This is a genomic window from Kitasatospora sp. NPDC001175, assembly GCF_053598215.1.
In genome coordinates this window covers 1-20,456 of record NZ_JBSFJU010000096.1, presented here as the reverse complement: position 1 = coordinate 20,456, position 20,456 = coordinate 1, and the positions used below count along the sequence as shown (strand labels likewise).

The following is a 20,456-nucleotide window of genomic DNA, read 5'->3' as shown; positions in this document are numbered from 1 at the left end:
GCGCCTCTCACGGACTGGGCGTCATGAGGTGTCATCAGGCGTCATGCATGGCGGACGAGGTAGGCCCTGACCTGCGGGATTCGGACTGGTGAACGCCGCTGGGGGTCAAGGGGTCGCAGGTTCAAATCCTGTCGTCCCGACTTGCATAACTGCAGGTCGTAGGCCGTTTCCGCTTCTGGCGGGAGCGGCCTTTTTGATGTCCCGTCGGCTGGTGGTCGCAGTGTGGTCGCCGGGCCGTTTCCGCTTCTGGCGGGAGCGGCCTTTTTGATGTCCCGTCGGCTGGTGGTCGCAGTGTGGTCGCCGGGCCACATCGGCCAGGCGGTGGTCGGTTCGATCTCTTGTGGCGTCTGATGGGCGGCCAGGCGGTGGTGGGGGCGCGGGTTCTGGTGCCATGGGCGCCGGGCGCGGCATGCGGGCCGGCCGAGGTCGGCGCGGTCGGCGGTGTTGAGGGTCCAGGCGATGGCGTCGACGGCCGCCCGCTCCGCGAGGCGGGTGAGTTCGGCGTAGATGTTCGCGGTGGTGGACAGGGTGCGGTGGCGCAGGGTCTTGGAGACGATCGGGAGCGGGACGCCTGCGGCCATGGCGAAGCTGGCGGCGAGGTGGCGCAGGTCGTGCAGGGCGATGCGGGGGACGCCGGCCTTGTCGCAGAGCAGGTGGAAGCGGTCGAGGACCGTCTTGGGGTGCAGGGGGCGGCCGTGGCGGTGGAAGACGTAGCCGCCGGCGGGGGTGATGTGGCCGAAGGCGCGTGAGCCGGCGCGGTCGTCCAGGGCGTCGGCGACGCGGTCGGACAGGGCGACCCAGGCGCGGCTGCCCTTGGTCTTGGGGGCGGTGAGCAGGAGCCGAGTGTTGTCGATGACGGAGAGAGTGGCGCGGACGAAGAGGGTGCGCTCGGGCAGGTGGACGTCGTTCCAGCGCAGGCCGAGGACCTCGCCCTTGCGCAGGCCGGTTCCGATCATCAGTTCGGCGATGTCGGCGTAGAGCGGGTCGGTGAGGTGGGTGAAGCGCAGGAAGCGGGCCGCCTCTTCTTCGGTCCACAGGTGCCGTTCGGCTGCGGCGGGCCTGGAGATGAGCGGAGGCTTCGCGGGGTTGCGGGGGAGGCGTTCGCCGGTGACGGCGTCGCTGAGGGCGCTGGAGAGGGTGGACATGATCCGGTGGACGGTGACTCTGCCGCGGTGGTGGCGCAGTTGGTTGGTGACGAATGCGCGCAGGTGCGGGCGGGTGAGGTCGTCGAGGGGGATGGCGCCGAGGGCGGGGATGAGGTCCTGTTCGATGTAGTCGCGGTAGCGGGCGATGGTGGTGGGTTTGAGGTGGAGCTCCTTCTCGGCGAGCCAGCCGGTCAGGTAGTCGGCGGTGCTCTGCCTCGGGTCGGTGACGACACCGATGGGCAGGGACTCGTTGAAGCGGCGCAGGGCGATGCGAGCGTCTGTCTCGGCCGGGAAACCGGCACGGCGGATGGTGCGGCGGTGGCCGTCGGCGGAGGGGACGTCGACGGCGAAGGCCCAGCTGCCGTGCCGGGGGTCGGCGGCGAGGTGCGGGCAGCGGGTGCCGAGCTGGCGGCGGTGGTCGTCGCGGCAGCCGCAGCGCCGGTAGACGCGTCCGCGGTCGCCGGTGGTGCGTGAGCTGCGCATGGTGATCGCCTCGAAGGGGTGCGCGGATCGTTCTCTTCCAGTCTGGGCGTCGCAGGCGACCACCATGCGACCACCAGCCCCGAAAAGTGAGGATGAGCTGGGGGTCTCCCGTGAGCGGGCGCCAAGGGAAGAACCCTGAGTGGGTTTGTCGATTCCGCGTGTGACCGTGCCGGTCGGGCTCTCTCGGGTACCGGGCGCCTCAGATCAGCCGGTCGTGGTTGCGTGTGGCGGCTGCGCGTACGAGCTGGGCGAAGCGCGCGCGGCTGTGGTGCTGGTGCGCTTCGGCCTCGCGTTCCTCGTCGTTCTCGGTGTCGTCCTCCTCCTTGTTGTCGAGTTCGTCGTACTCGCTGTGGAGGAGCCAGCAGCCGTGGATGCCGGCGAGGAGGTCTTCGAGAAGATCGCGGGCCGGGCGCTTGGGGTCGAGCGGGGTCAGGCGCAGTGCGACGTCCTCGATGTCCGGTTCGTCGCCGGCGTACTCGGCGAGGGTCTCCTCGAAGTCGTCGAGTTGCTCGCGAAGGGCGGTGGGGTCGGGCAGGAGGCCGTCGGCGACGTGCATGGCGTGGCGGACGAGGGTGGTGACGGCGTCGTTGGGGGAGGCGCCGGAGTCGAGGAGTTCGAGGACGAGGGTGGGTGTCTCGTGGGGGAGGGCCTCGATGTCGTCGGCTTCGAGGAGGACCGCGGTGGGGTTCTGGCCGGAGGCGTCGGCGGCGACCTCGGCCGCGGCGGCCAGCCAGTGTGCGGCGGCGACCGAGGCGGCGGTCGGGTCGACATCGGAGAACAGGGCCGCGGGGCCGAAGGGGTCCTGTTCGAGGAGGTGGTCGGCGGCGGCGACCTGGACGGGGGAGACGTCCTCGCGGCTGAGCAGCACGGCCTGCTGCGCGCGGCCGGTGAGGTTGCCGAGTTCGGCGCTCTCCACGGCGGCGAGTTCGATGGCGGTCTCCGCGAGGACGGCCTTCGTCAGGTCGGGATTGTCGAGGGTGTGCAGGGCGCGGCCGACCTGGTGGGCGGACTCGATCAGGGGGCTGTAGGAGACGATCACCGGGCCGGTCTGTGGCAGGTTCGGCTGGGTGATGGCCTTGGTGACCTCGCTGAAGGCTTGGCGTTCTTGTTCGCGTCGCCGGCCCTCGCTGTTGGGTTCCAGGGAGTCGGCGGCGCTGGCGGGGTGGGTGTAGGTGTGCCAGGCGGCTTCCGACAGTTGCGTCAGAGCGCGGGCCAGACGCAGGGATGCGGCGATGTCCGTGCCACCGGGGAGGACGGCGATACGGGTGGTGAGGTCGCCTTCGCCAGTGCCCCAGGCGGCGGTCAGCTCGTTCCGGTCGGGGTCGACGCAGTAGCGGGTCATGAAGCCCTACTTCCGGGATGTGCTCTGAAGGCGCTCGGCACTCGGCACCCGTCTCGGTCCATTCTGACGCATCGCCATATAGCTGGCGGACGGCCGCGAGGGCCGTCCTGGCGGATGTCTTGGGACCTCAGGGCGCGAGCGCAGGTCGACCAGTGTTCTCATCGGTTCCTCGATGCACGGTGGCGCGGTGTTGGCTCGAACAGCGCGTGCCTGTGATCGTGCGAGTGGTCATTGCGGTCTGTCCAGTAAGACGACTGGTTTGGCGAACGTACCGCTGCGGCTGGTTGCCAAGCGGGTGCAACGTCTCCGCCGACGGTGTCGGTGTACGAGTTCATCTGCAGAGCGAAGTACGGGCTCGAGTGCAGAGTTGAGAGGAAGGCTGCTTGACTGCGGCAGGGCGGTATGCATGTCGCCCGCATGGGTGCCGGGTCGAAGCCGTCGGGCTTCGACCCGGCAGTGATCAGTGAGCATTTGGGGCATGGGGCTGACGGCGCGTGTCCGCACCCCTGCCGATGCCGAGCGCTTGGCCGTGGACCACGCTGGCGCAGCTCGCCCTGGCACAGCAACGGGCGAGCCGGAGCTCCGCCGAGGCCGACGCGGACCTGTCCGCCATCGTCGCAAAGGCCTGCCCGGCCGCCAAGTCCTGCGGGATCCACCTGGCACAGGCGACGTCATCGCTGGCATCCGGCTCCGAGACCGTCGGAACAGGGCAGGCAGGTCACCAACAGGCCCAGGACGAGGCCGTGTTCAGGAGCGGTGTGGCCGACGCGGACGCCTCCTCCACCGAACGCCTGGCGCTGCTCCTGCTGCTGACTGTAACCGGAACTGCCGCAGCCGCTTTCGCGTTGAATCCGCGCATCGACGAGTACCGGTTCGGGAGCCGATGATGCGACACGAGCGCCGGACAGCTCTCCGGCTCCTGCTGGTCCTCACCCTGCTGGCGGCCTCCGCGTCCTGCCTCGGCGGCTCGTCCGACCGACGCGTCCTGACCATCCTGACGCCCTGGACCGGCGACGTCGAGAAGGACTCCTTCCAGGCGGTGCTCACGGCCTTCGAGGCCAAGACCGGCATCACCATCAACGCCTCCCCCACTCGGGCACTCGATCAGGTCCTGCGGACCGACGTGCAGAAGGGCGAGGCACCGGACCTGTCGGTCATGGCGAACCCCGGAACGCTGCGTTCCTACGCGCAGCAGGGCGACCTCGTCCCGCTGGACCGCTTCCAGGACAAGACGCTCGGCAGGAGACTCGTGGATCAGCTGAAGTCCGACTACGGCCCCCAGTGGTACCGCCTCGGTGAGGCCGGCACCAGCGATCCGTACGCCGTCGTGGTCAAAGCCTCCGTCAAGAGCCTCATCTGGTACGGCCCCCAGCGGCTCGGCACCCAGCCACCCGACAGCTGGGCCGGCTTGGTCGGCGCCAGCCAGTCGATAGTCAAGCGGGGCGAGACGCCCTGGTGCCTGGCCGTGGCTGACCCGCCCAACTCGGGCTGGCCGGGAACCGACTGGATCGAGGACATCCTGCTGCACCAGTCGGGTCCCGACGCGTACACGTCCTGGGTCGACGGCAAGCTCAACTGGAGCTCACCGCAGGTCAGCTCGGCCTGGGAGACCTGGGGCCAGACCGTCACCGCACCGGGCGCGGTCCATGGCGACCGGCTGACCGCGCTCCTGACCAACTACGGCGAGGGGGCCCATCCGCTGTTCACCGCACTGCCAGGCTGCTACCTCGAGCACGGCGCCCTCGTCACCGCGGACGCCGCGGCGCCGTCCAAGCCCGTCCCGGGAAAGGACTACGACTTCGCCCCGTTCCCCGATCTCCAGCCGATGCGGACGCCCGCTTGCGAGGTGTCGGGCGACCTCGTCTCGATGTTCCGCGACTCGCCGGAGGCCGAGCAGTTCATGGCCTTCCCGGCGAGCCCGCAGGCCCAGCAGATCTGGCCGGCCCGGCAGTTGGAGTCAGCCTTCTCGGCCAACCGCACCGTCACCACGCAGATGGCGTCCAGCTACGCCACCGACAGCGTCGCCCGCCGGATCGACGAGTTGCTGACCTCGCCCGCCACCCTGTGCTTCGACGCCTCGGACAGCATGCCCAGCACCATGGCGGCCGCGTTCAACCACGCGGTGCTCGACTATCTGAACGACCCGACCCAACTGCCGGCGATTCTCACCGGGCTGGACAAAGTCCAGGCCGACGCCTATCCGCAGCCGACGCAGAGCTCCGTCTGTGCGTCCGGATCCCCAGGCCAGGAGGCCCAGTGACAACACGTACCGAATTCACCCTCGCATCCGGCGGGACACTGGTGGTTGAGACCGAGGGCCCCGGCACAGGAGTCGCGCCCGCCGGCCGGGGAAGTCTCGAGAGAGCGGGCGCCACGGTGCGGGACTCGCTGCATACCGTGGTCAACACCGCATCCGACGTGATCGACGCGTTCCGCGCCCTACCGCGCCGACCCGATGAGATCGAGGTCAAGTTCGGCGTCAAGCTCGACGGGAGCGTCGGCGTCATCCTGGCCGGCGGCTCCGCCGGCGTCCGCTTCGATGTGACGCTCCGCTGGTCTCCCGAGAACGCCGCCGGCAGAGACGGCGACGACGAGGAGTAACCGAGGCCGCCCGGTGCGAGCTGCTCGGCTTGGTCTCCTGCAGCTCGCACCGGGCGAAGCCCACCTCGTCCGAGAACCACGTGCCAAAGCCACCGCGCCCAGCGCGGGTCCCGGTTCTTCTACCCGCCCTCGAAGCGTTCCACGGCTTGCAGCCGGATCCGCTCCCACGCGGCCCTCTCGGCGTCGGTCAACCCGCCGCCCTGTGCGCACTCACGGTCACAGGGGTAGCGGAGCCGCCCGACGGCTGTCAGACGAACAGCTCCGAGATCATGCTTGCAGGTTCAGTAGCGGAGTTGACGCACCTGCCAGGTCGATCAACCAGCGCGGGTAGACACGTTCGGAAGGTCGTCGCGCCAGGGGTGTCGATGACGGCGAGAGTGCCCCCGTGGATGGCGGCGATGTCGCGGGCGATCGGGAGGCCGAGGCCGGCCCCGCCGCCGTCGCGGCTGCGGGCGTCGTCGAGGCGGGCGAACCGTTCGGAGATCCTCTCACGGTCGGCGGGCTCGATCGGGGGCAGCCTGCAGCCCACGTTCCGGGGGTCACCTCCTACGGCTCACCGCGCGTGACCTCCGAACTGCGGGAGGCCGGCGTTCGGGTCAACGAGAAGAAGATCGCCCGCGTGTCCCCTGTCCTTGTTCGGTGTGTGAACCGCGCCCTAGGGTTGACGGTCATGGAGCTCACCCCTCGCCTGCTGGAGCAGTTCGTGGTACTCGCCGAGGAGCAGCATTTCGGGCATGCCGCCCGGCGCTTGTCGATGAGTCAGCCACCACTCAGTCAGGCGATCCAGCGCCTGGAACGCGGCCTTGGAGTGCTGTTGCTCGAGCGCACCAGCAGGGGAGTGCGGCTGACGGTGGCCGGGGCGGCCTTCGCGGCCGACGCCAAGCGGATGCTGGAGGCGCAGGAGGCCGCGGTGGCTCGGGTCCGTCGGATATCCAAGGGCGTCGAGGGCACGGTTCGGCTCGGCTACGTGAGCAGCCTGGGGTACTGGCACCTGCCCCGGTTGCTCGCGGTGGCCGCCCGGGAGTTGCCGGGCGTGCGGTTGGATGTCCGTCAGCGGTCGTCCGCCGAGCTGTGCGAGCAGGTCCGGCAAGGGGTGGCGGACCTGGCGCTGGTCCGGCTGCCGGTCTCCGACCTGGCGGGTCTGGAGGTGCGGGAGGCGGCCGAGGAGAGCACCGTGCTGGCCGTCCCGTGCGACCATCCACTCGCCGGGGCCGGTTCGGTTCCGCTTGCCCGGCTGCGGGACGAGGAGTTCGTGACCGCCGCGCAGCCGGCCATGCCCCGGATCGGTGCGCTGATCGAGGACGCCTGTCGCAAGGCCGGTTTCGAGTTGCGCACCCGTGCCCAGGCCGAGGACCTGACCAGTATGCTCGGCTACACCGCGGCCGGGGTGTGCGTCTGCTTCGTCCCGGAGCGGGTCGCGGCGCTCGGTCACCCGATGATCCGCTTCGTCGCGATCGAGGGCGGCGACCGGTTGGTGACCACGGTCGCGGCGCTGAGCCGTCCGAACGCCGATCCGGCCGTCGCCACCCTGCTGGAGCTGATGGAGCGCCACCGCCCCGAGATCGAGGGCCCCGCAACGGTGCACCCGCGGGGGGACGCCAACGCGCCGGACTGTGGTCACCAGATGAGCTCCGATGCGCCCAGCGGCTCGGCGGTGCGGGACAGGCGCGGTGCCAGCGTGGAGTAGCGCACCTGGGTCGGCAGGTAGCACACTTCTCCGAACGGTCCCCGCACGGTGACCAGTTCGGCCTGGTCGTGCGCCGGGTCGGGGGCGGGCAGCTCGACCACGCCCGCGCGCTGGAGCAGCCCGAGGTCCTGCACCCACATGCAGACCTTCGCCAGGTCGACGTGCACCCGGTAGCTGCCGCCCTCCCGGGCCCGGCGGCGCAGCGCTTCCAGCGCGCCCGCGGCCCCGAGCACTGCGGCTAGGTAGTCGTTCAGCAGGTAGGTCGGGGGCAGCCGGGGAGCGTCGAACGAGCCCTCCTCGGCTGCCAAACCCGTGGCGGCGGAGGCCAGTTGGTCGAAGCCGCCGCGTGCCGCCCACGGCCCTTCGGTTCCCCAGCCGAGGAAGTCCAGCACGACCAGTCCGGGCCGCTGCTCGGCCAGTGCCGCCGGGCCGAAGCCCTTGGCGTCCAGACCCAGGTAGTTGCAGACGTAGAGGTCGGTGCCGGCCAGCACGGACCGGAAGGCGGCGGCCTGGGCCGGGTCGAGCAGGTCGCAGAAGGCGGCCCGCTTGCCGATGCCGGTCTCGACGATCATCCCGGTCGGGTCCGGATGGTCGGGCGAGGACATGTGCAGCACGTCGGCGCCCAGTTCGGCGGCGATCCGCGCGCCGATCGGGCCGGCGATCACATGGGTGTTGTCCAACACCCGCACCCCGGCCAGCGGCAGGTCCCGGTCCGCCGCGCCGGACAGCTTCGGCGGGAACGCCGAGAACGGCTCCGGCGCGCTCTCCCCGATCTTCTCGATCCGGATCAGTGGGCCGTCCTGCAGCAGCCGCCCCTGTGGATGCCGCTGCCATTCCTCCCGGGTGCGCACTGCGATCGCGGTGCCGCCCCGGGTGCAGATGGCCTCCTCCAGTTCCAGCGCGTCCCACTGGGCGATGGCGGCGGCGATCCGCTCGCGGTCCGGCGGGCAGTCCAGTACCCGGCAGGCGGTGTCACGCAGGTGCGGGTAGGAGAGGAGCACGTAGACGAACCGGCCGTCGGCTGCCCGGTAGAAGTCACTGTTGCCGAGCAGGTTGGGGTCCTCCTGCAAGCGATGGACCGGCACGCCCCGCATCCGGGTGAAGAACACCGCCATCAGCTGGCGCACCGCCGCCGTCACCGAGACGGTCACGTCCTGCGCCGCGCCGCCGCGCTCCCGGTGGAGCACGGCGGCCTCGGTGCCCAGGGCGACCAGGGCAGCCGCCGCGGCGTCGCCGATCCGGTGCACCGAAGGCGTCACCGGGTCAGCCCCCTGGATCCTCACGGTGCCGCCCGTGTCCGCCGCCATGATCCCCAACTCGCGGTACAGGCCCTCCAGGGCCCGGTACGCCGCACTGGTCCGCTGCGCCTGATCGATTGCCATGTCCGACTCTCCTTCCGGAGATGACGAGCCGCGTGTGCCGCGGCGGCCGACCCGGTCGGGCGGCCTCCACCAGAACAGCCGGTCCGGCGCCGCACCGTCCAATACGGATTCCCCGAATCACCGATATCCGCGCCCATATGACCCGAGCCGGCGCCGCGTGAATATCCTCCGCCCTATCGATCCGGCGCCCAACTCGTATTGGACGGTGCCGATTCCCCGCGGGTTTCCTGGATTGCGGAACGAGGCAACGCGGCGCCGGCCGCCCGCCCTTCACCCGACATTTCAGGAGGTACCAGCAGATGACCCAGGAGCCCAGCGGTCCGTCCGGGCGAGGACTCCTCGCCGGAGTCCGCGTCGTCGAACTGGCCAGCGTGATCATGGCCCCGTACGCCGCCCAGCAGCTCGGCGACCTGGGCGCGGACGTGATCAAGGTTGAGCCGCCGACCGGTGACATGACCCGCCACTACCCGCCGCTGCGCCACCCCGGTATGGGCGGCGCCGCGCTCAACCTGAACCGCAACAAGCGCAGCGTCGCCATCGACCTCAAGGCCCCGCACGGCCGCGACGCCCTGCTCGCCCTGCTGCGGACCGCCGACGTCTTCATCACCAACCTGCGCCCGCAGGCCCTGACCCGGCTGCGCCTGGACTACGCCGAGGTCGCGGCCGTCAATCCCGGCCTGATCTACGCCAACGCACAGGGCTTCCGCAGCGACAGCAGCCACGGCACCCACGCCGCCTACGACGACATCATCCAGGCGACCAGCGGTCTGGTCTGGCTCAACCACCAGGTCTCCGGCCAGCCGCATTACGTGCCGACCGTGCTGGCCGACAAGATCTGCGGCATGCAGATCGCCCAGTCGGTGCTGGCCGCGCTGCACTACCGGGAACACGGCGGCACCGGTCAGCACATCGAGGTCCCGATGGTCGACACCATGCTCGCCTTCAACCTGGTCGAGCACCTGGGCGCGGCCAGCCTGGAGCCCGACGGCGCGTTCGGCTCGACCCGCTCGCTCAGCCCCGAGCGCCGTGCCCAGCGCACTGCCGACGGCTGGATGTGCATCCTGCCGCAGAGCGACCGCAACTGGCGGGACTTCACCGCCTTCGTCGCCCGTCCCGAACTGGCCGACGACCCTCGCTTCGCGACCGGCCCCGACCGGGCCCACCACGCCGACGACCTCTACCGGCTGATGGCGGAACTGACGCCGAACCACACCAGCGCCCAATGGCAGGAATTCTGCGATCGGGTCGGCATCGCCGCCGCCCCGGTGCTCGACCTGGAGTCCGCCGCCACCACCGCCTACGCCCGAGAGGGGGGCCTGCTCTACGAGGCCGACCACCCCACCGAGGGCCGCTACCGGGTCATCGGTCGCCCGGTCCGCTACTCGGCCGACCCCGAACCGCCGCTGCGGCCCTGCCCGGCCATCGGCCAGCACACCGACGAGGTCCTCGGCCAGGCCGGCTTCGACCCCGCGCTGCTGCACTCCGCCAACTGACCCGATCCACTGGATTTCCCGAGACCGAATCCCCATCGACCATTCCGGAGCGAACCATGCCCACGGCGACAATTTCCCCGCTCGGATTTCCCGAGGCCGTCCTGCCCGAATCGGCCCGGCAGCTGCGCCTCGATGTACGCGACTTCCTCGACGAGGAGCGCGCCCGGGGTACCGTGCTCGGCCGCCCCGACTCCTGGCTGGCCGGCTGGGACCCCGCGTTCACCCGCCGCCTCGCCGAACGCGGCTGGGTCGGCATGGCGCTGCCCACCGAGTACGGCGGTGCCGGGCGCGGTTTCCTGGAGCGCTACGTGGTGATCGAGGAACTCCTGGCCGCCGGCGCCCCGGTCAGCGCGCACTGGGTATCGGACCGGCAGGCCGGCCCGTCCATCCTGCAGCACGGCACCGAGGAGCAGCGCCGCTTCTTCCTGCCCCGGATCGCCGCCGGTAAGTGCTTCTTCTCCATCGGGATGAGCGAGAAGAGCAGCGGCTCCGACCTCGCCTCCGTCCGCACCTGCGCCGAACGCACCGCAGACGGGTGGCGGCTGACCGGCACCAAGATGTGGACCGGCGGCGCCCACGCCAACGACTACGCCATCGTGCTGGCCCGCACCGAGGAAGCCGAGGACAAGCACGCCGGCCTGAGCCAGTTCATCGTGGACCTGCGCGCCCCGGGCGTGCGGATCGAGCCGATCCACCTGATGAGCGGAGAGCACCGCTTCAACGCCTTCCACCTGGAGGGCGTCCACGTCCCGGAGGCCATGCTCCTCGGACAGCAGGGCGACGGCTGGAAGCAGGTCACCGGCGAACTCGCCTTCGAACGCAGCGGGCCGGAGCGCTACCTGTCCACCTTCCCCCTGCTGGTCTCCCTGCTGCGCGAGCTCGACCAGCGCGCCATGACCGCCGAACAGCTCACCCGGGTCGGCATCCTGACCGCCCGCCTGCACAGCATCCGCCAGCTCTCCCTCGGCGTTGCCGCTGCACTGGACGCCGGCGCCTCGCTCGATACCCAGGCCGCCCTGGTCAAGGACCTCGGCACCCGCCTGGAGGGCGCGCTGGTCGATTCCGTCCGCAGCATCCTGCCCACCCCGGCCGACCCGCACGCCACCCCCGGCAGCCACGCCGAACTGCTCGCCTTCGCCCTGCTGCACAGCCCCGGCTACACCCTGCGCGGCGGCACCAACGAAATCCTTCGCGGCATCATCACTCGTGGACTGGAGCAGCACTGATGAACACCCACACCATCGACACCAGCACCCCCGCCATCCCCGCCGACGACTACGACACCACCGCCTTCTTCGCCGACCCGGACGCCATCGCCACCGTCACCAACACCACCGACTCCCAGACCGTGCCCCTCCCCACCCCGGACGCCAGCACCGCCGAACTCCTCGCCGCCGTCCATGAAGCCGGCCGCCGCACCGTCCCCGCCCCGTTCGCCGAGACCGCCCTGGTCGCCCGCCCACTGCTGCGCCGTGCCGGCCTGTCGGTGCCCGAGGGCCCGCTCACCTACGCCATCGCCCCCCAGCTGACGATCCGCCACGCGCACCCGGCCGCCTCGGCCGTCGGCTCGGCCGGCAGCGCGGGCGAGGACGACACCCTGCTGGTCGCCGGGACCCTGCGCCGCGTCCCCTGGGCCCGCACCGCGACCGCCGTGGTGGTGCTCGCCAACGCCCCCTTCGGCCCGGTCCTGTTCACCCTCACCCCGGACCAGGCAGTCCTCGCCCCAGGCGCCAACTTGGCCGAGGAAGCGCGCGACGACCTGCACCTCGCCAGCGTCGAGATCCCCGCCGCGCAGGTCCGCCGGATTCCCCGCGAGCTCCTCGAGGAGGCCGAGTTGCGGGCGGCCCTGGCCCGGGCGGCCCTGATCGCCGGAGCCGGCCAGCGCTGTGTCGAGCTGACGGTCGCGCACACCACCGCGCGCACCCAGTTCGGCCGCCCGCTCAGCCGCTTCCAGGCCGTCAAGCAGGAGGAAGCGAAGCTGATCGAGGAAGCCGCGCTGGTCCGCGCCGCCGTCCAGGCCGCCGCCGCCCCGCTGGACGCTGGCACTGCGGCCGCCCGGTTCGCCATCGCCGGCGCGAAGACCCAGGCATCCGCCTCGGCTGCCGAGATCGCCCGGATCGCCCACCAGTTGCACGGTGCCATCGGCATCACCAAGCTCCACCCGCTCCACCTCGCCACCACCCGCCTGTGGTCCTGGCGCGACGAGGACGGCGACGAGACCACCTGGGCCGCTGGTCTGGCCCGCACCCTCACCGCCGACACCCTCTGGGCCGCGCTCACCAGCACCCCCTGACCCGATGTCAGCGGCCGTCTATCGCCGCGCCGGCGAGATGGACCGCGCCACCTGGCCCGGTCCGTCAAAGCCACCGCCCTCACCGCCGAGCCCTGCTCCCTCGTCCCATCGCCTCCGCCGCCGACCGGCCCGACCTGGTCGGTGACGGAGCAGCGCGGTATCCGTACGGTTCGACGTCCCGATCCCCAGTAGCCCTCGGAAGATAGGGTTCCGTCCATGGAGTTCCAGGTCCTCGGCCCCGTGTCGGTCAGCGGGAGCGATGGGCCGTTGCCGCTCGGGCCCGCCAAGCGGCGCAGCCTGCTCGCGATGCTGTTGCTGCGGGCCAATGTCGCGGTCTCCGTCGACACACTCACCGAGGCGCTGTGGGACGACGAACCCCCCCTGCACGCCCGTACCGTGATCCAAGGCCATGTCTCGCGCCTGCGGGCACTGTTGGCGGCCGTCGACGCATCGGCGTACGGCGTCGAGCTGAGCACGCGCGGCGCCGCGTACCACCTGGAACTGCCGGAGACGCTGCTCGACGCCCACCGCTTCGAGGGTCTGGTGGCGCTCGCCCGCCGCGCCACCGACCCCGGTGACAGGGCCGCGCTGCTCACCGAGGCGCTCGCCCTGTGGCAGGGCCCCGCGCTGGCCGGCGCCTACCCGTCGCCACTGCTGCGCTCCGCCGCGCACACCTTGGACGAGGCGCGGCTCGCCGCGGTCGAGCTGCTCGCCGACACGTACGTCCTGGGTGGTGAACACGAGCGCGCTGTCCAGCTGTTGCGGCCGGAGACCGGGGCCCATCCGCTGCGCGAGCCGCTGGCCGCCCGGCTGGTCGAGGCGCTGCACCGCGCGGGGCGTTCCTCGGAGGCCCTGGACGCCTACCACCGCGCCCGCCAGGTTCTCGCCGACGAGCTCGGCGTCCGTCCGGGCGCCGAGCTGACCGCCGCCTTCACCCTCGCCCTCGGCCCCGACAGTGTCCCCGCGGTCCGGGCCGATACACCCCAACCCGCCCCGGACCCGGTGCAGGTCCGGCCCAACCTGCTGCCTCGTACCCCGCGCGGATTCCACGGCCGCACCGCCGAGAGCGCCGCGCTGACCGCGGCCGCGGCCGGACCTGACGGGCCGGTCGTCGTGGTCACCGGGCCCGCCGGGGTCGGCAAGACCGCACTGACCGTGCACTGGGCGGCCGGCCGGCACTCCGACTTCCCCGACGGGACGCTCTACGCCGATCTGCGCGGGTTCAGCGACACCTCGGACCCCGAACCGGCCGAGCTGCTGCGGGAGTTCCTCGTCGCTCTCGACGTTCCACCGCGCCGGATGCCCGAGTCGGCGGACGCCGCCGGTGCCCTGTTCCGCTCGCTCACCGCCGAACTGCGTCTGCTCGTCGTCCTCGACAACGCCCGTACCTCCGCCCAGGTGCGCCCGCTGCTGCCCACGGGACCCGGCTGCGTCACCGTCGTCACCAGCCGTGCCCGCCTCGCCGGTCTCGTCGCCTCCGACGCCGCCCGCGTCCTCGCCCTCGACGTCCTCGCCACCGACGACAGCGTGGCCCTGCTCACCCGTCTCCTCGGCGAGCGCCGCACCGCCGCCGAGCCCCAAGCGGCCCGCCGTACAGCCGAGTTGTGCGGTGGGCTGCCGCTCGCGCTGCGGGTCGCCGCCGCTCGGCTCGTGGAACTCCCCGCCCTCGGCCTCGCCTCCCTCGCCGACCGGCTCGCCGACGAGCGCCAGCGGCTCGCGCTGCTCGCCGTCGAGGACATCGGCGTCGCCTCCGCGCTGCGGCTCACCACCGCCCACCTCCCCGCCGACGCAGCGCAGCTGTTCACCGCGCTCGGCCATCACCCGGGCACACACGTCGACCGGTTCAGCGCCGCCGCGCTCGCCGGCACGACCCCGCCGGATGCGGCCCGCGCCCTCGACTGCCTGGTCGCCGCGCACCTGCTCACCGAGACCGCCCCCGGCTGCTACGTCCTGCACGATCTGGTCCGGCTCTACGCGCGTGGCCAGAGCCATGACCCGGCCGCCCGCACCGCGGCCCGGCTGCGCCTGTACGACCACTGCGTGGCGACCGCGCTGTCCGCGTCCGAGGCCGCGGAACCGGGCGGGGAGCCCGCCTTCATGCAGCCTCATGACTTTTAACAGCCGCCCGCAGTACGGGACTTCACCAGCCGCGAGGAGGCGCTCGGCTGGTTCGCCGCCGAACGCGACGACCTCGCCCTGATCGCCGCTGCGGCCCGCGCCGAGGACCGGCCCGAGCGGGCCTGGCGGATCGCCGTGACCCAGTGGCCGCTCGTGGTCTGGCGGGTCCTCGCCGACTGGGCGCCCACCCTGGAGGCCGCCCTCGCCGACGCCCGCGCCTGCGCCGACCCCTATGCAGAGGCCCGCGTCCTGACCCTGCTCGGCTGGGTGCTCGCCGAGGAGGGCCGCACCGCCGAGGCCGTCCGGCACCTGCGCGTCGCGCCCGAACTCGCGGCCCGCGCAGGCGACGTACTCGGCGAGGCCACCGCCCTGGTCAACCTCGCCGCGGCCCTCCCCGACGACGAACCCGGCGCCGCCGAAACGGCCTGCACCCGAGCCCTCGCCCTCGCCACCGAGGCCGACGACGCGCACACCCGGATGCTCGCGCTCCAGCACCTGGCCCGCATCCACCTCGGCGCGGGCCGCCACCGGCAGGCGTACGAGGCGGCCGAGGTGGCGCTCGGCCTCGGCCCCGAGCACGAGGCGGTCGCCCGGCGCGTGCTCCTGCGTACCTGGCAGGGCGAGGCGCTGGCCGGGCTCGGCGACACCGTGGCCGGGCGGCGCTGCCTCGCGCAGGCCGCGCTTGAGGCCGAGCAGACCGGCTACGACGCGGGCGCCGTCACCGCGCTCGATGCCCTGCTGCGCATCGCCGACCAGGACGAACTGCCCGAACTGCGGCGTCGGCACGCGGCGGCACACGCCAGGATCCGGGAGCGTTAGCCGGGCGTTAGCGCCGCCGCCGCGCTCGTTAGTGATCTGCCAGCGCGCCGCAACACCCTAGTTCGTGTAAGGGGAAACGACCTCGTGCAGGATCGCGACCCACGAACGAGAACCGGGGGAACCAGCCATGCGCACCACCACCCGTCCCGCCCTGCTCGCCGTCGGCGCCGTCGCGACGCTCGCCCTGTCCCTGACCGCCTGCAACGACGGCAGCGGCACGCAGGACAGCGCCGTCGGCACCAGCGCAGCATCAGCCGCCCCGTCGGGTGCAACCTCGGCCCCGGCCTCGGCGCCGGCCGCGCACTCGGCCTCGGCGCCGTCCGGGGGCAGGACGAGCACGAGCGGTGGTGGCAGCTCGTCCTCCGGCACTGGCGGGGGCGGCGTCACCGCGGCCTGCACGACCAAGAACACCTCGGTGACGTTCCTCCAGTCCTCGGGCCACGCCAGTGACGCGCAGCCCGCCGCCGCGACCCTCAAGATCACCAACAGCTCGGGTGCCCCCTGCACCATCGTCGGCCCGACGACCGTGGTCGCCGACGACGACCAGGGCAAGGCGAGCCCGGTCTCGGGGGACAACTCCAAGGACGGCTCGGACGCGGTCGACGTCCCGGCGGGCGCCGCGGTGGTGGCGGACGTGCTGTACAACGACGTGAACAGCAAGGGCACCACGTCGGCCCGTTACACCTGCCCGGTGCAGGCGTCCCACGTCAAGGTCGCGCTGCCCAAGGACGTGGGCACCACGGTGAACGTGATGAAGGCGAACGGCTCGCCGGGCGGCGTCTTCAGCGTCTGCGGCACCGACTTCAAGGTCGGAGCGTTCGCGGCACGGTAGTGTCCAGCAGGTGCGCTCTTCGGAGCGGGGCCTGGGCGGGACGGAGCGCTCGGCGGGGTTGTAGCGCAGCCGCCACGAGCGGACAGCAGCGTTCAAGGCATTGCGCAGGGTCGAGACGGCCCGGTATACGGTGACTCGGCCCCGACCGGCCTTCTGCTGGGCGGTGATCTACGCGTCGATGTGCTTGGGACGCAGGTCCAGCAGTAGGTAGCGGCCGAAGGCGGGGATCAGGTCCCGCTCGACGCACGCCTCGTAGCCGGCGTAGGTGTTCGGTGCAAGTTCCAACTTCTTCGCGGCGAGCCATTCGCGCAGGTAGTCGGCAACGGTGGTGCGGCGGTTCTCGTAGACACCGCGCAGCTCGCCGTCCAGAACTCGAGTCATCTCGCGAGCGGCTTCGGCACGGCTGGCGAAGCCACCCCGTCAGCGGGTGCGACGCCGGCCGTCCTCCGGAGCGAGGTCGACGGCATAGGTCCACTTGCCGTGCTTGACGTCCGCAATCAGCTGCGGACGCCACGGGCCGATCTGCTTCCGGTTCTCGTCCTGGCAACCGCACCGATAGACCCGGCCCCTGCTCGTACGCTGCGCCACGGGTGTCTCCTTCTTGGACTTGGTGATTCCGGGTCCAAGATTCGCCGGGTGGTCGGGCGTGTTGGCAGAGCGTGCGGGGCAGTGCGCGAGGCACGGCGAGGCCAGTCGGGCAGGACACGCTCCAGACGACACACCGCCCGGAAGATCACGATCCGTAGCCGATGGGTAAGCGACCGTGATCCGCCCGCACGAGCCAATCCGGCACGCTGGCCTGCGCCGTGGCCACCGGGACTGACGGGCGCTCGCGAAGACCGCCTCTGAATGATCATCAGGTTCCCGTCGCTGGCAGTAACTGGGGAGAGGTGGCGCTGGTGGTCAAGGGAAACCAGCCCGAACTACATCGCAGGCTCCGGACGTTGCCGTGGAAGGAGGTCACCGCGCGCCACTACGACCGCGAGACCGGCCACGGCCGCAAGGAGACCCGCGTGACCAGAGCCCTCACCGTCACCGACCTCGGCCTGGACTTCCCCCACGCCGTCCAGGCCGCACGCATCCTGCGCTACCGCGCCGACCTCAAGACCGGCACCGTCAGCCGCCAGACCATCTACGCGATCACAGACCTGACCTCACACCAGGCCTCGCCCCAGCGACTCGGCCAACTCGCCAGATCGCAGTGGACCATCGAAAACCGGCTGCACTTCGTCCGCGACACCACCTTCGCCGAGGACGCCTCGAAGATCCACACCGGCCACGGCCCCGAGAACATGGCAACCCTCCGCAACTGGCGATCAACACGCTGCGGCAGCGCGGACACCGCAACATTGCCGCCGGCCTCCGGCACGCCTCCTACGAGCCCTTCACCCGCCCGCTCGACCTCCTCGGCATCGCCTGACCAGGCACACTCACAAGATCACCGGACTTTGCAACGGCCCTGCGCGGAGGTACCGCTCGATGGCCAGTCTGTGTTCGGTGCCGGTGAACTTGCATTCAATGATGTTGCGGAAGAACGCGCACTCGGTCTATGTCCTCGACGTAGACGTTGCGTGCCCGATCACCGTGGCCGCGGGGGTATCGGCAGCCCGGCCGAGGCAGATCGTGGTGCCAATGGTGGCGGCTGCGACGGACGATCGGGGCTGGTCGGATGCGCTCCCTCAAGGTCAGGGGGAGAGAAGGTCGCGCATGCGGGTCCGTTCGGCCCGGGAAGCCGCGGCGGGGCGTCCGGCCGTCATACCACCGTCGACTGCGAGATCCTGCCCGGTCACCAGGCGGCTGGCGTCTCCGGCGAGCCACAGTACTGCCGCGGCGATGTCGTCGGTGAGGACGGTGCCGGGGAGCGGTTGGCTGGAGTCCAGCAGTGGCTTGAACGCTTCGGCCACTGACGTGGCCGTGGCGTCAGCAGCCGATGCGTCGGCTCCGGAACCCTTGGCGAAGATGCCCGTCGGCACGAAACCGGGGGACACGCTGTTCACGCGGACCTCGTGCTCACCCAGGTCCACTGCCGCGCACCGGGTGAGGTGGAGTGCCGCGGCCTTGGCGGTCGAATAGTCCAGGCCGGACCAGCCGGCGATCTTTCCTGCCAGGCTCGCCACGTTGATGATGCTTCCCGAGCGCTGGGCCACCATCTGCCGTCCGGCGTGCTTGATGCCGTGCATGACGCCCGCGACATGGACCGCCAGTGTCCGTGTGAAAACGGCCGAGTCGAAGTCGGTCACCGACGCCATGTTCCCTGGCCCGCCCGCGTTGTTGACCATGACGTCGAGCCGCCCGTAGCGCTCGACTGCGTGGCCGACCAGTGCCTCGACATCCGCCTCGACCGACACGTCGCAGCGCACGAAGGTCGCTGACTCGCCCAGTGCCGCGGCCCGCTGGTGTCCTTCCTGCTCGCGGCGGCCGGCGAGGACGACGTGGGCGCCCTCGGCGGCGAACACCTCCGCAATACGGGCTCCGATGCCGCTTGTCGCCCCGGTGACGACGGCGACCTTGCGGTGCAGACTCTTCATAGCGCAACTCCGGTGTCGGGTCCGAGGCACATGCGATAAGGACCGGGTACGGCAAAGGTTGATCATTATCATTGGCCATCAGGGACCCCTGAACAAGTCACGCCGTCCAGCGAACGGGATCGCGCTCGGCTGGGCCAGTGTGGACTGGCGTTCGACGGCAGCGTGATCGCCTGCGACATGATCCAGCGGTGAGATCTCGGTCGCGAGAGAGGGCGGCGTGCGGGCGTTCATCACCTGCGGCTCGCCACTGGGCTGGCTGGTCGTTCGGGATGGGATTGCCGCAGCCGCATCCCCACACAGCGTGCCCGCCGGGACCGTGTGGGACGGATTGCATACTCCCGCCGCGACGTCGTCGCACGCGGTACAGGCCTCGGCCGCATCGCCGCCGGAGTCACGGACGTACGCATCAGCACGGGCAACTACCTCTGCCCCAAGGTATCCGTGAATACTTGACCAAGAGGCCCGTCGCCGACGCCGTCACCGCCGGACCCTGACGGCCCAGCCCACCTCCCACTACCGGCGCCGCGCTCTCACAGGGCCTATGCGGCCAAGCGAACGGTAGAGCCAGCTTCGCGGCTCACGTTGCCCCGGCGAGCGTCCGCTTGATCGAGAGCGGAGGCAAGAGCCTTGACGGCTTCGTCGGCCGAGTCCTTGAGGAGGTGTCCATAGAGGTCAACGGTGATGGCGAGGTTGGCGTGGCGCAGAGTCTTGGAGACGACGGCCAGAGGGATACCGGCAGCGATCATGATGCTGGCCGCGGTGTGGCGCAAGTCGTGCAGACCGATCTTCGGCAGGTCGAGTTCGGCGCTGCGCTTGCGGAGCTGGTCGAGGACCCACTGGGGGCGCAGCGGCTCGCCGTCGGGACGGGTGAAGACGAGGCCTTCCAGGCGCCCGTCTGGGTGTGCCGCCATCTGGAGGTCCGCTTGGCGGTGGAGGGCAGCCATGACCCTGGCGGAGAGGCTGACCCAGGCGCGACTGGCTTCGGTCTTGGGTTCACCGAGGTGGATCTTCCCGTTGTTCACGGCGGTCAGGGTCCAGCGGATGTAGAGCTGGCGGTCCATGAGGTGGACGTCGGACCAGTGGAGGGCGAGGATCTCGCCGCGGCGCATGCCGGTGCCGAGCATGACCTCGAACAGGTCGGTGAGCCGGTCGGCGTAGTGCTCGGCGTTGTGGCGTAGAAACGCCGCGGCTTGGTCGGGGGTCCAGCAGACGCGTACGGCGGCGCGGGGCTTGGCGGGTACGGAGTGCTTGGCCGGGTTGTAGCGCAGCCGCCAGGTCCGTACCGCGTGGTTCAGGGCGTTGCGAAGCATGGCCACCGCGTGGTGGACGGTGGTGGGCCCGCGGCCGGCGGCGAGCTGCGTGCTGACCCAGGCGTCGATGTGCTTGGGACGCAGGTCGATGAGCAGCATGCCGCCGAACGCGGGGACCAGGTCGCGCTCGATGCACGCCCGATAGCCCGCCCAGGTGTTGGGAGCCAGCGCCGCCCGCTTCGCCTCCAGCCACTCATACAGGAACAACCCGACGCGCAGCGTCCGGTCCTCGTACACGCCCCGGTACTCGGCATCCAGCACCCGCGCCATCTCCCGGGCCGCCTCCGCCCGACTGGCGAACCCGCCCCGCCGCCGAGTCCGGCGCCGGCCGTCCTCCGGCGCCAGGTCCACCGCATACGTCCACCGGCCATGCGCGGGGTCGGCGGCCAATCGCGGACACCATGAACCCAACTGCTTCCCGCT

General features: G+C 71.3%; 17 protein-coding genes and 2 pseudogenes. 11 read left to right on the top strand and 8 right to left on the bottom strand.

What is annotated here, in order from left to right:
* Nucleotides 1-41 precede the first annotated feature (41 nt).
* Nucleotides 42-1,628 (bottom strand): tyrosine-type recombinase/integrase, encoded by a 1,587-nt coding sequence (locus tag ACWDAK_RS37050; RefSeq protein WP_427395956.1) that lies wholly within the window; start codon nt 1,626-1,628, stop codon nt 42-44.
* A gap of 199 nt (nt 1,629-1,827) precedes the next feature.
* The gene (locus ACWDAK_RS37045; RefSeq protein WP_427395957.1) at nt 1,828-2,970 is read right to left on the bottom strand and encodes a hypothetical protein; all 1,143 of its coding nucleotides are present in this window, start codon (nt 2,968-2,970) and stop codon (nt 1,828-1,830) included.
* A gap of 494 nt (nt 2,971-3,464) precedes the next feature.
* Between ACWDAK_RS37045 and ACWDAK_RS37040 the strand changes: the two genes are divergently transcribed.
* From ACWDAK_RS37040 to ACWDAK_RS37030, 3 genes are read left to right on the top strand one after another with little or no spacing between them, the layout of a single operon-like run.
* A complete protein-coding gene (locus ACWDAK_RS37040; protein WP_344639298.1) occupies nt 3,465-3,857 on the top strand; it encodes a hypothetical protein in 393 nt (130 codons plus the stop codon).
* Nucleotides 3,857-5,230 (top strand): ABC transporter substrate-binding protein, encoded by a 1,374-nt coding sequence (locus ACWDAK_RS37035; RefSeq protein ID WP_344639297.1) that lies wholly within the window; start codon nt 3,857-3,859, stop codon nt 5,228-5,230. Before ACWDAK_RS37040 ends, ACWDAK_RS37035 begins: the two co-directional genes overlap by 1 nt.
* Nucleotides 5,227-5,571 carry a CU044_2847 family protein gene (locus ACWDAK_RS37030; protein ID WP_344639296.1) on the top strand — a complete coding sequence of 115 codons (345 nt, stop codon included), beginning with the start codon at nt 5,227-5,229 and terminating at the stop codon, nt 5,569-5,571. The genes ACWDAK_RS37035 and ACWDAK_RS37030 overlap by 4 nt, the downstream gene beginning before the upstream one ends.
* 247 nt (nt 5,572-5,818) lie before the next feature.
* Here the strand turns inward: ACWDAK_RS37030 and ACWDAK_RS37025 are convergent.
* Nucleotides 5,819-6,079 (bottom strand): annotated as a pseudogene (locus ACWDAK_RS37025) (ATP-binding protein); the annotation flags it as partial.
* A 162-nt stretch (nt 6,080-6,241) separates the two neighbouring features.
* Between ACWDAK_RS37025 and ACWDAK_RS37020 the strand changes: the two are divergent.
* Nucleotides 6,242-7,258, top strand: coding sequence for a LysR family transcriptional regulator (locus ACWDAK_RS37020; protein ID WP_344639295.1), 1,017 nt, complete (start codon nt 6,242-6,244; stop codon nt 7,256-7,258).
* On the opposite strand, the gene ACWDAK_RS37015 is transcribed toward ACWDAK_RS37020, so the two are convergent.
* Complete coding sequence (locus ACWDAK_RS37015) at nt 7,189-8,640, bottom strand: CoA transferase (protein WP_344639294.1); 1,452 nt, start codon at nt 8,638-8,640, stop codon at nt 7,189-7,191. The genes ACWDAK_RS37020 and ACWDAK_RS37015 overlap by 70 nt on opposite strands.
* A 299-nt stretch (nt 8,641-8,939) precedes the next feature.
* Here ACWDAK_RS37015 and ACWDAK_RS37010 point away from each other — a divergent pair, with 299 nt between their 5' ends.
* The 6 genes from ACWDAK_RS37010 to ACWDAK_RS36985 all read left to right on the top strand — a co-directional run bounded on the left by ACWDAK_RS37010 (nt 8,940) and on the right by ACWDAK_RS36985 (nt 16,195).
* Nucleotides 8,940-10,133, top strand: coding sequence for a CaiB/BaiF CoA transferase family protein (locus tag ACWDAK_RS37010; RefSeq protein WP_270142956.1), 1,194 nt, complete (start codon nt 8,940-8,942; stop codon nt 10,131-10,133).
* Nucleotides 10,134-10,189: 56 nt separating this feature from the next.
* Entirely contained in the window at nt 10,190-11,359 is a 1,170-nt protein-coding gene (locus tag ACWDAK_RS37005; protein WP_427395958.1) for an acyl-CoA dehydrogenase family protein, read from the top strand.
* Entirely contained in the window at nt 11,359-12,426 is a 1,068-nt protein-coding gene (locus ACWDAK_RS37000) for an acyl-CoA dehydrogenase family protein (protein WP_427395959.1), read from the top strand. Before ACWDAK_RS37005 ends, ACWDAK_RS37000 begins: the two co-directional genes overlap by 1 nt.
* Before the next feature lie 216 nt (nt 12,427-12,642).
* On the top strand, nt 12,643-14,544 hold the full coding sequence (locus ACWDAK_RS36995) for an AfsR/SARP family transcriptional regulator (protein WP_427395960.1): 1,902 nt from the start codon (nt 12,643-12,645) through the stop codon (nt 14,542-14,544).
* 135 nt (nt 14,545-14,679) lie between these two features.
* Nucleotides 14,680-15,363, top strand: a complete 684-nt coding sequence (locus tag ACWDAK_RS36990; RefSeq protein WP_427395961.1) for a hypothetical protein — start codon at nt 14,680-14,682, stop codon at nt 15,361-15,363.
* Nucleotides 15,364-15,490: 127 nt separating this feature from the next.
* Nucleotides 15,491-16,195, top strand: coding sequence for a DUF4232 domain-containing protein (locus ACWDAK_RS36985; protein ID WP_427395962.1), 705 nt, complete (start codon nt 15,491-15,493; stop codon nt 16,193-16,195).
* A 168-nt stretch (nt 16,196-16,363) separates the two neighbouring features.
* Here ACWDAK_RS36985 and ACWDAK_RS36980 read toward each other — a convergent pair whose 3' ends face one another.
* Both ACWDAK_RS36980 and ACWDAK_RS36975 read right to left on the bottom strand, forming a co-directional pair.
* Nucleotides 16,364-16,576: a tyrosine-type recombinase/integrase gene (locus ACWDAK_RS36980; protein ID WP_427395963.1), complete on the bottom strand. Its 213-nt coding sequence runs from the start codon at nt 16,574-16,576 to the stop codon at nt 16,364-16,366.
* A gap of 39 nt (nt 16,577-16,615) precedes the next feature.
* Entirely contained in the window at nt 16,616-16,783 is a 168-nt protein-coding gene (locus ACWDAK_RS36975; protein WP_270142945.1) for a hypothetical protein, read from the bottom strand.
* A gap of 218 nt (nt 16,784-17,001) precedes the next feature.
* Here ACWDAK_RS36975 and ACWDAK_RS36970 point away from each other — a divergent pair.
* A pseudogene (locus ACWDAK_RS36970) lies at nt 17,002-17,496 on the top strand (ISAs1 family transposase); the annotation flags it as partial.
* A 384-nt stretch (nt 17,497-17,880) separates the two neighbouring features.
* Here the strand turns inward: ACWDAK_RS36970 and ACWDAK_RS36965 are convergent.
* Nucleotides 17,881-18,723, bottom strand: coding sequence for an SDR family NAD(P)-dependent oxidoreductase (locus tag ACWDAK_RS36965; RefSeq protein ID WP_344639289.1), 843 nt, complete (start codon nt 18,721-18,723; stop codon nt 17,881-17,883).
* Between the two features lie 539 nt (nt 18,724-19,262).
* On the bottom strand, nt 19,263-20,456 hold a 1,194-nt coding region (locus ACWDAK_RS36960; protein ID WP_427395964.1), incomplete at its 5' end, for a tyrosine-type recombinase/integrase.

Bases quoted from the DNA above. Each gene is read 5' to 3' on its own strand.
- ACWDAK_RS37015 (WP_344639294.1), bottom strand. From the start codon at position 8,640: ATGGCAATCGATCAGGCGCAGCGGACCAGTGCGGCGTACCGGGCCCTG.
- ACWDAK_RS37045 (WP_427395957.1), bottom strand. From the start codon at position 2,970: ATGACCCGCTACTGCGTCGACCCCGACCGGAACGAGCTGACCGCCGCC.
- ACWDAK_RS36985 (WP_427395962.1), top strand. From the start codon at position 15,491: ATGCGCACCACCACCCGTCCCGCCCTGCTCGCCGTCGGCGCCGTCGCG.
- ACWDAK_RS37010 (WP_270142956.1), top strand. From the start codon at position 8,940: ATGACCCAGGAGCCCAGCGGTCCGTCCGGGCGAGGACTCCTCGCCGGA.
- ACWDAK_RS37005 (WP_427395958.1), top strand. From the start codon at position 10,190: ATGCCCACGGCGACAATTTCCCCGCTCGGATTTCCCGAGGCCGTCCTG.
- ACWDAK_RS36980 (WP_427395963.1), bottom strand. From the start codon at position 16,576: ATGACTCGAGTTCTGGACGGCGAGCTGCGCGGTGTCTACGAGAACCGC.
- ACWDAK_RS37000 (WP_427395959.1), top strand. From the start codon at position 11,359: ATGAACACCCACACCATCGACACCAGCACCCCCGCCATCCCCGCCGAC.
- ACWDAK_RS36995 (WP_427395960.1), top strand. From the start codon at position 12,643: ATGGAGTTCCAGGTCCTCGGCCCCGTGTCGGTCAGCGGGAGCGATGGG.
- ACWDAK_RS37035 (WP_344639297.1), top strand. From the start codon at position 3,857: ATGCGACACGAGCGCCGGACAGCTCTCCGGCTCCTGCTGGTCCTCACC.
- ACWDAK_RS37020 (WP_344639295.1), top strand. From the start codon at position 6,242: ATGGAGCTCACCCCTCGCCTGCTGGAGCAGTTCGTGGTACTCGCCGAG.
- ACWDAK_RS37050 (WP_427395956.1), bottom strand. From the start codon at position 1,628: ATGCGCAGCTCACGCACCACCGGCGACCGCGGACGCGTCTACCGGCGC.
- ACWDAK_RS36965 (WP_344639289.1), bottom strand. From the start codon at position 18,723: ATGAAGAGTCTGCACCGCAAGGTCGCCGTCGTCACCGGGGCGACAAGC.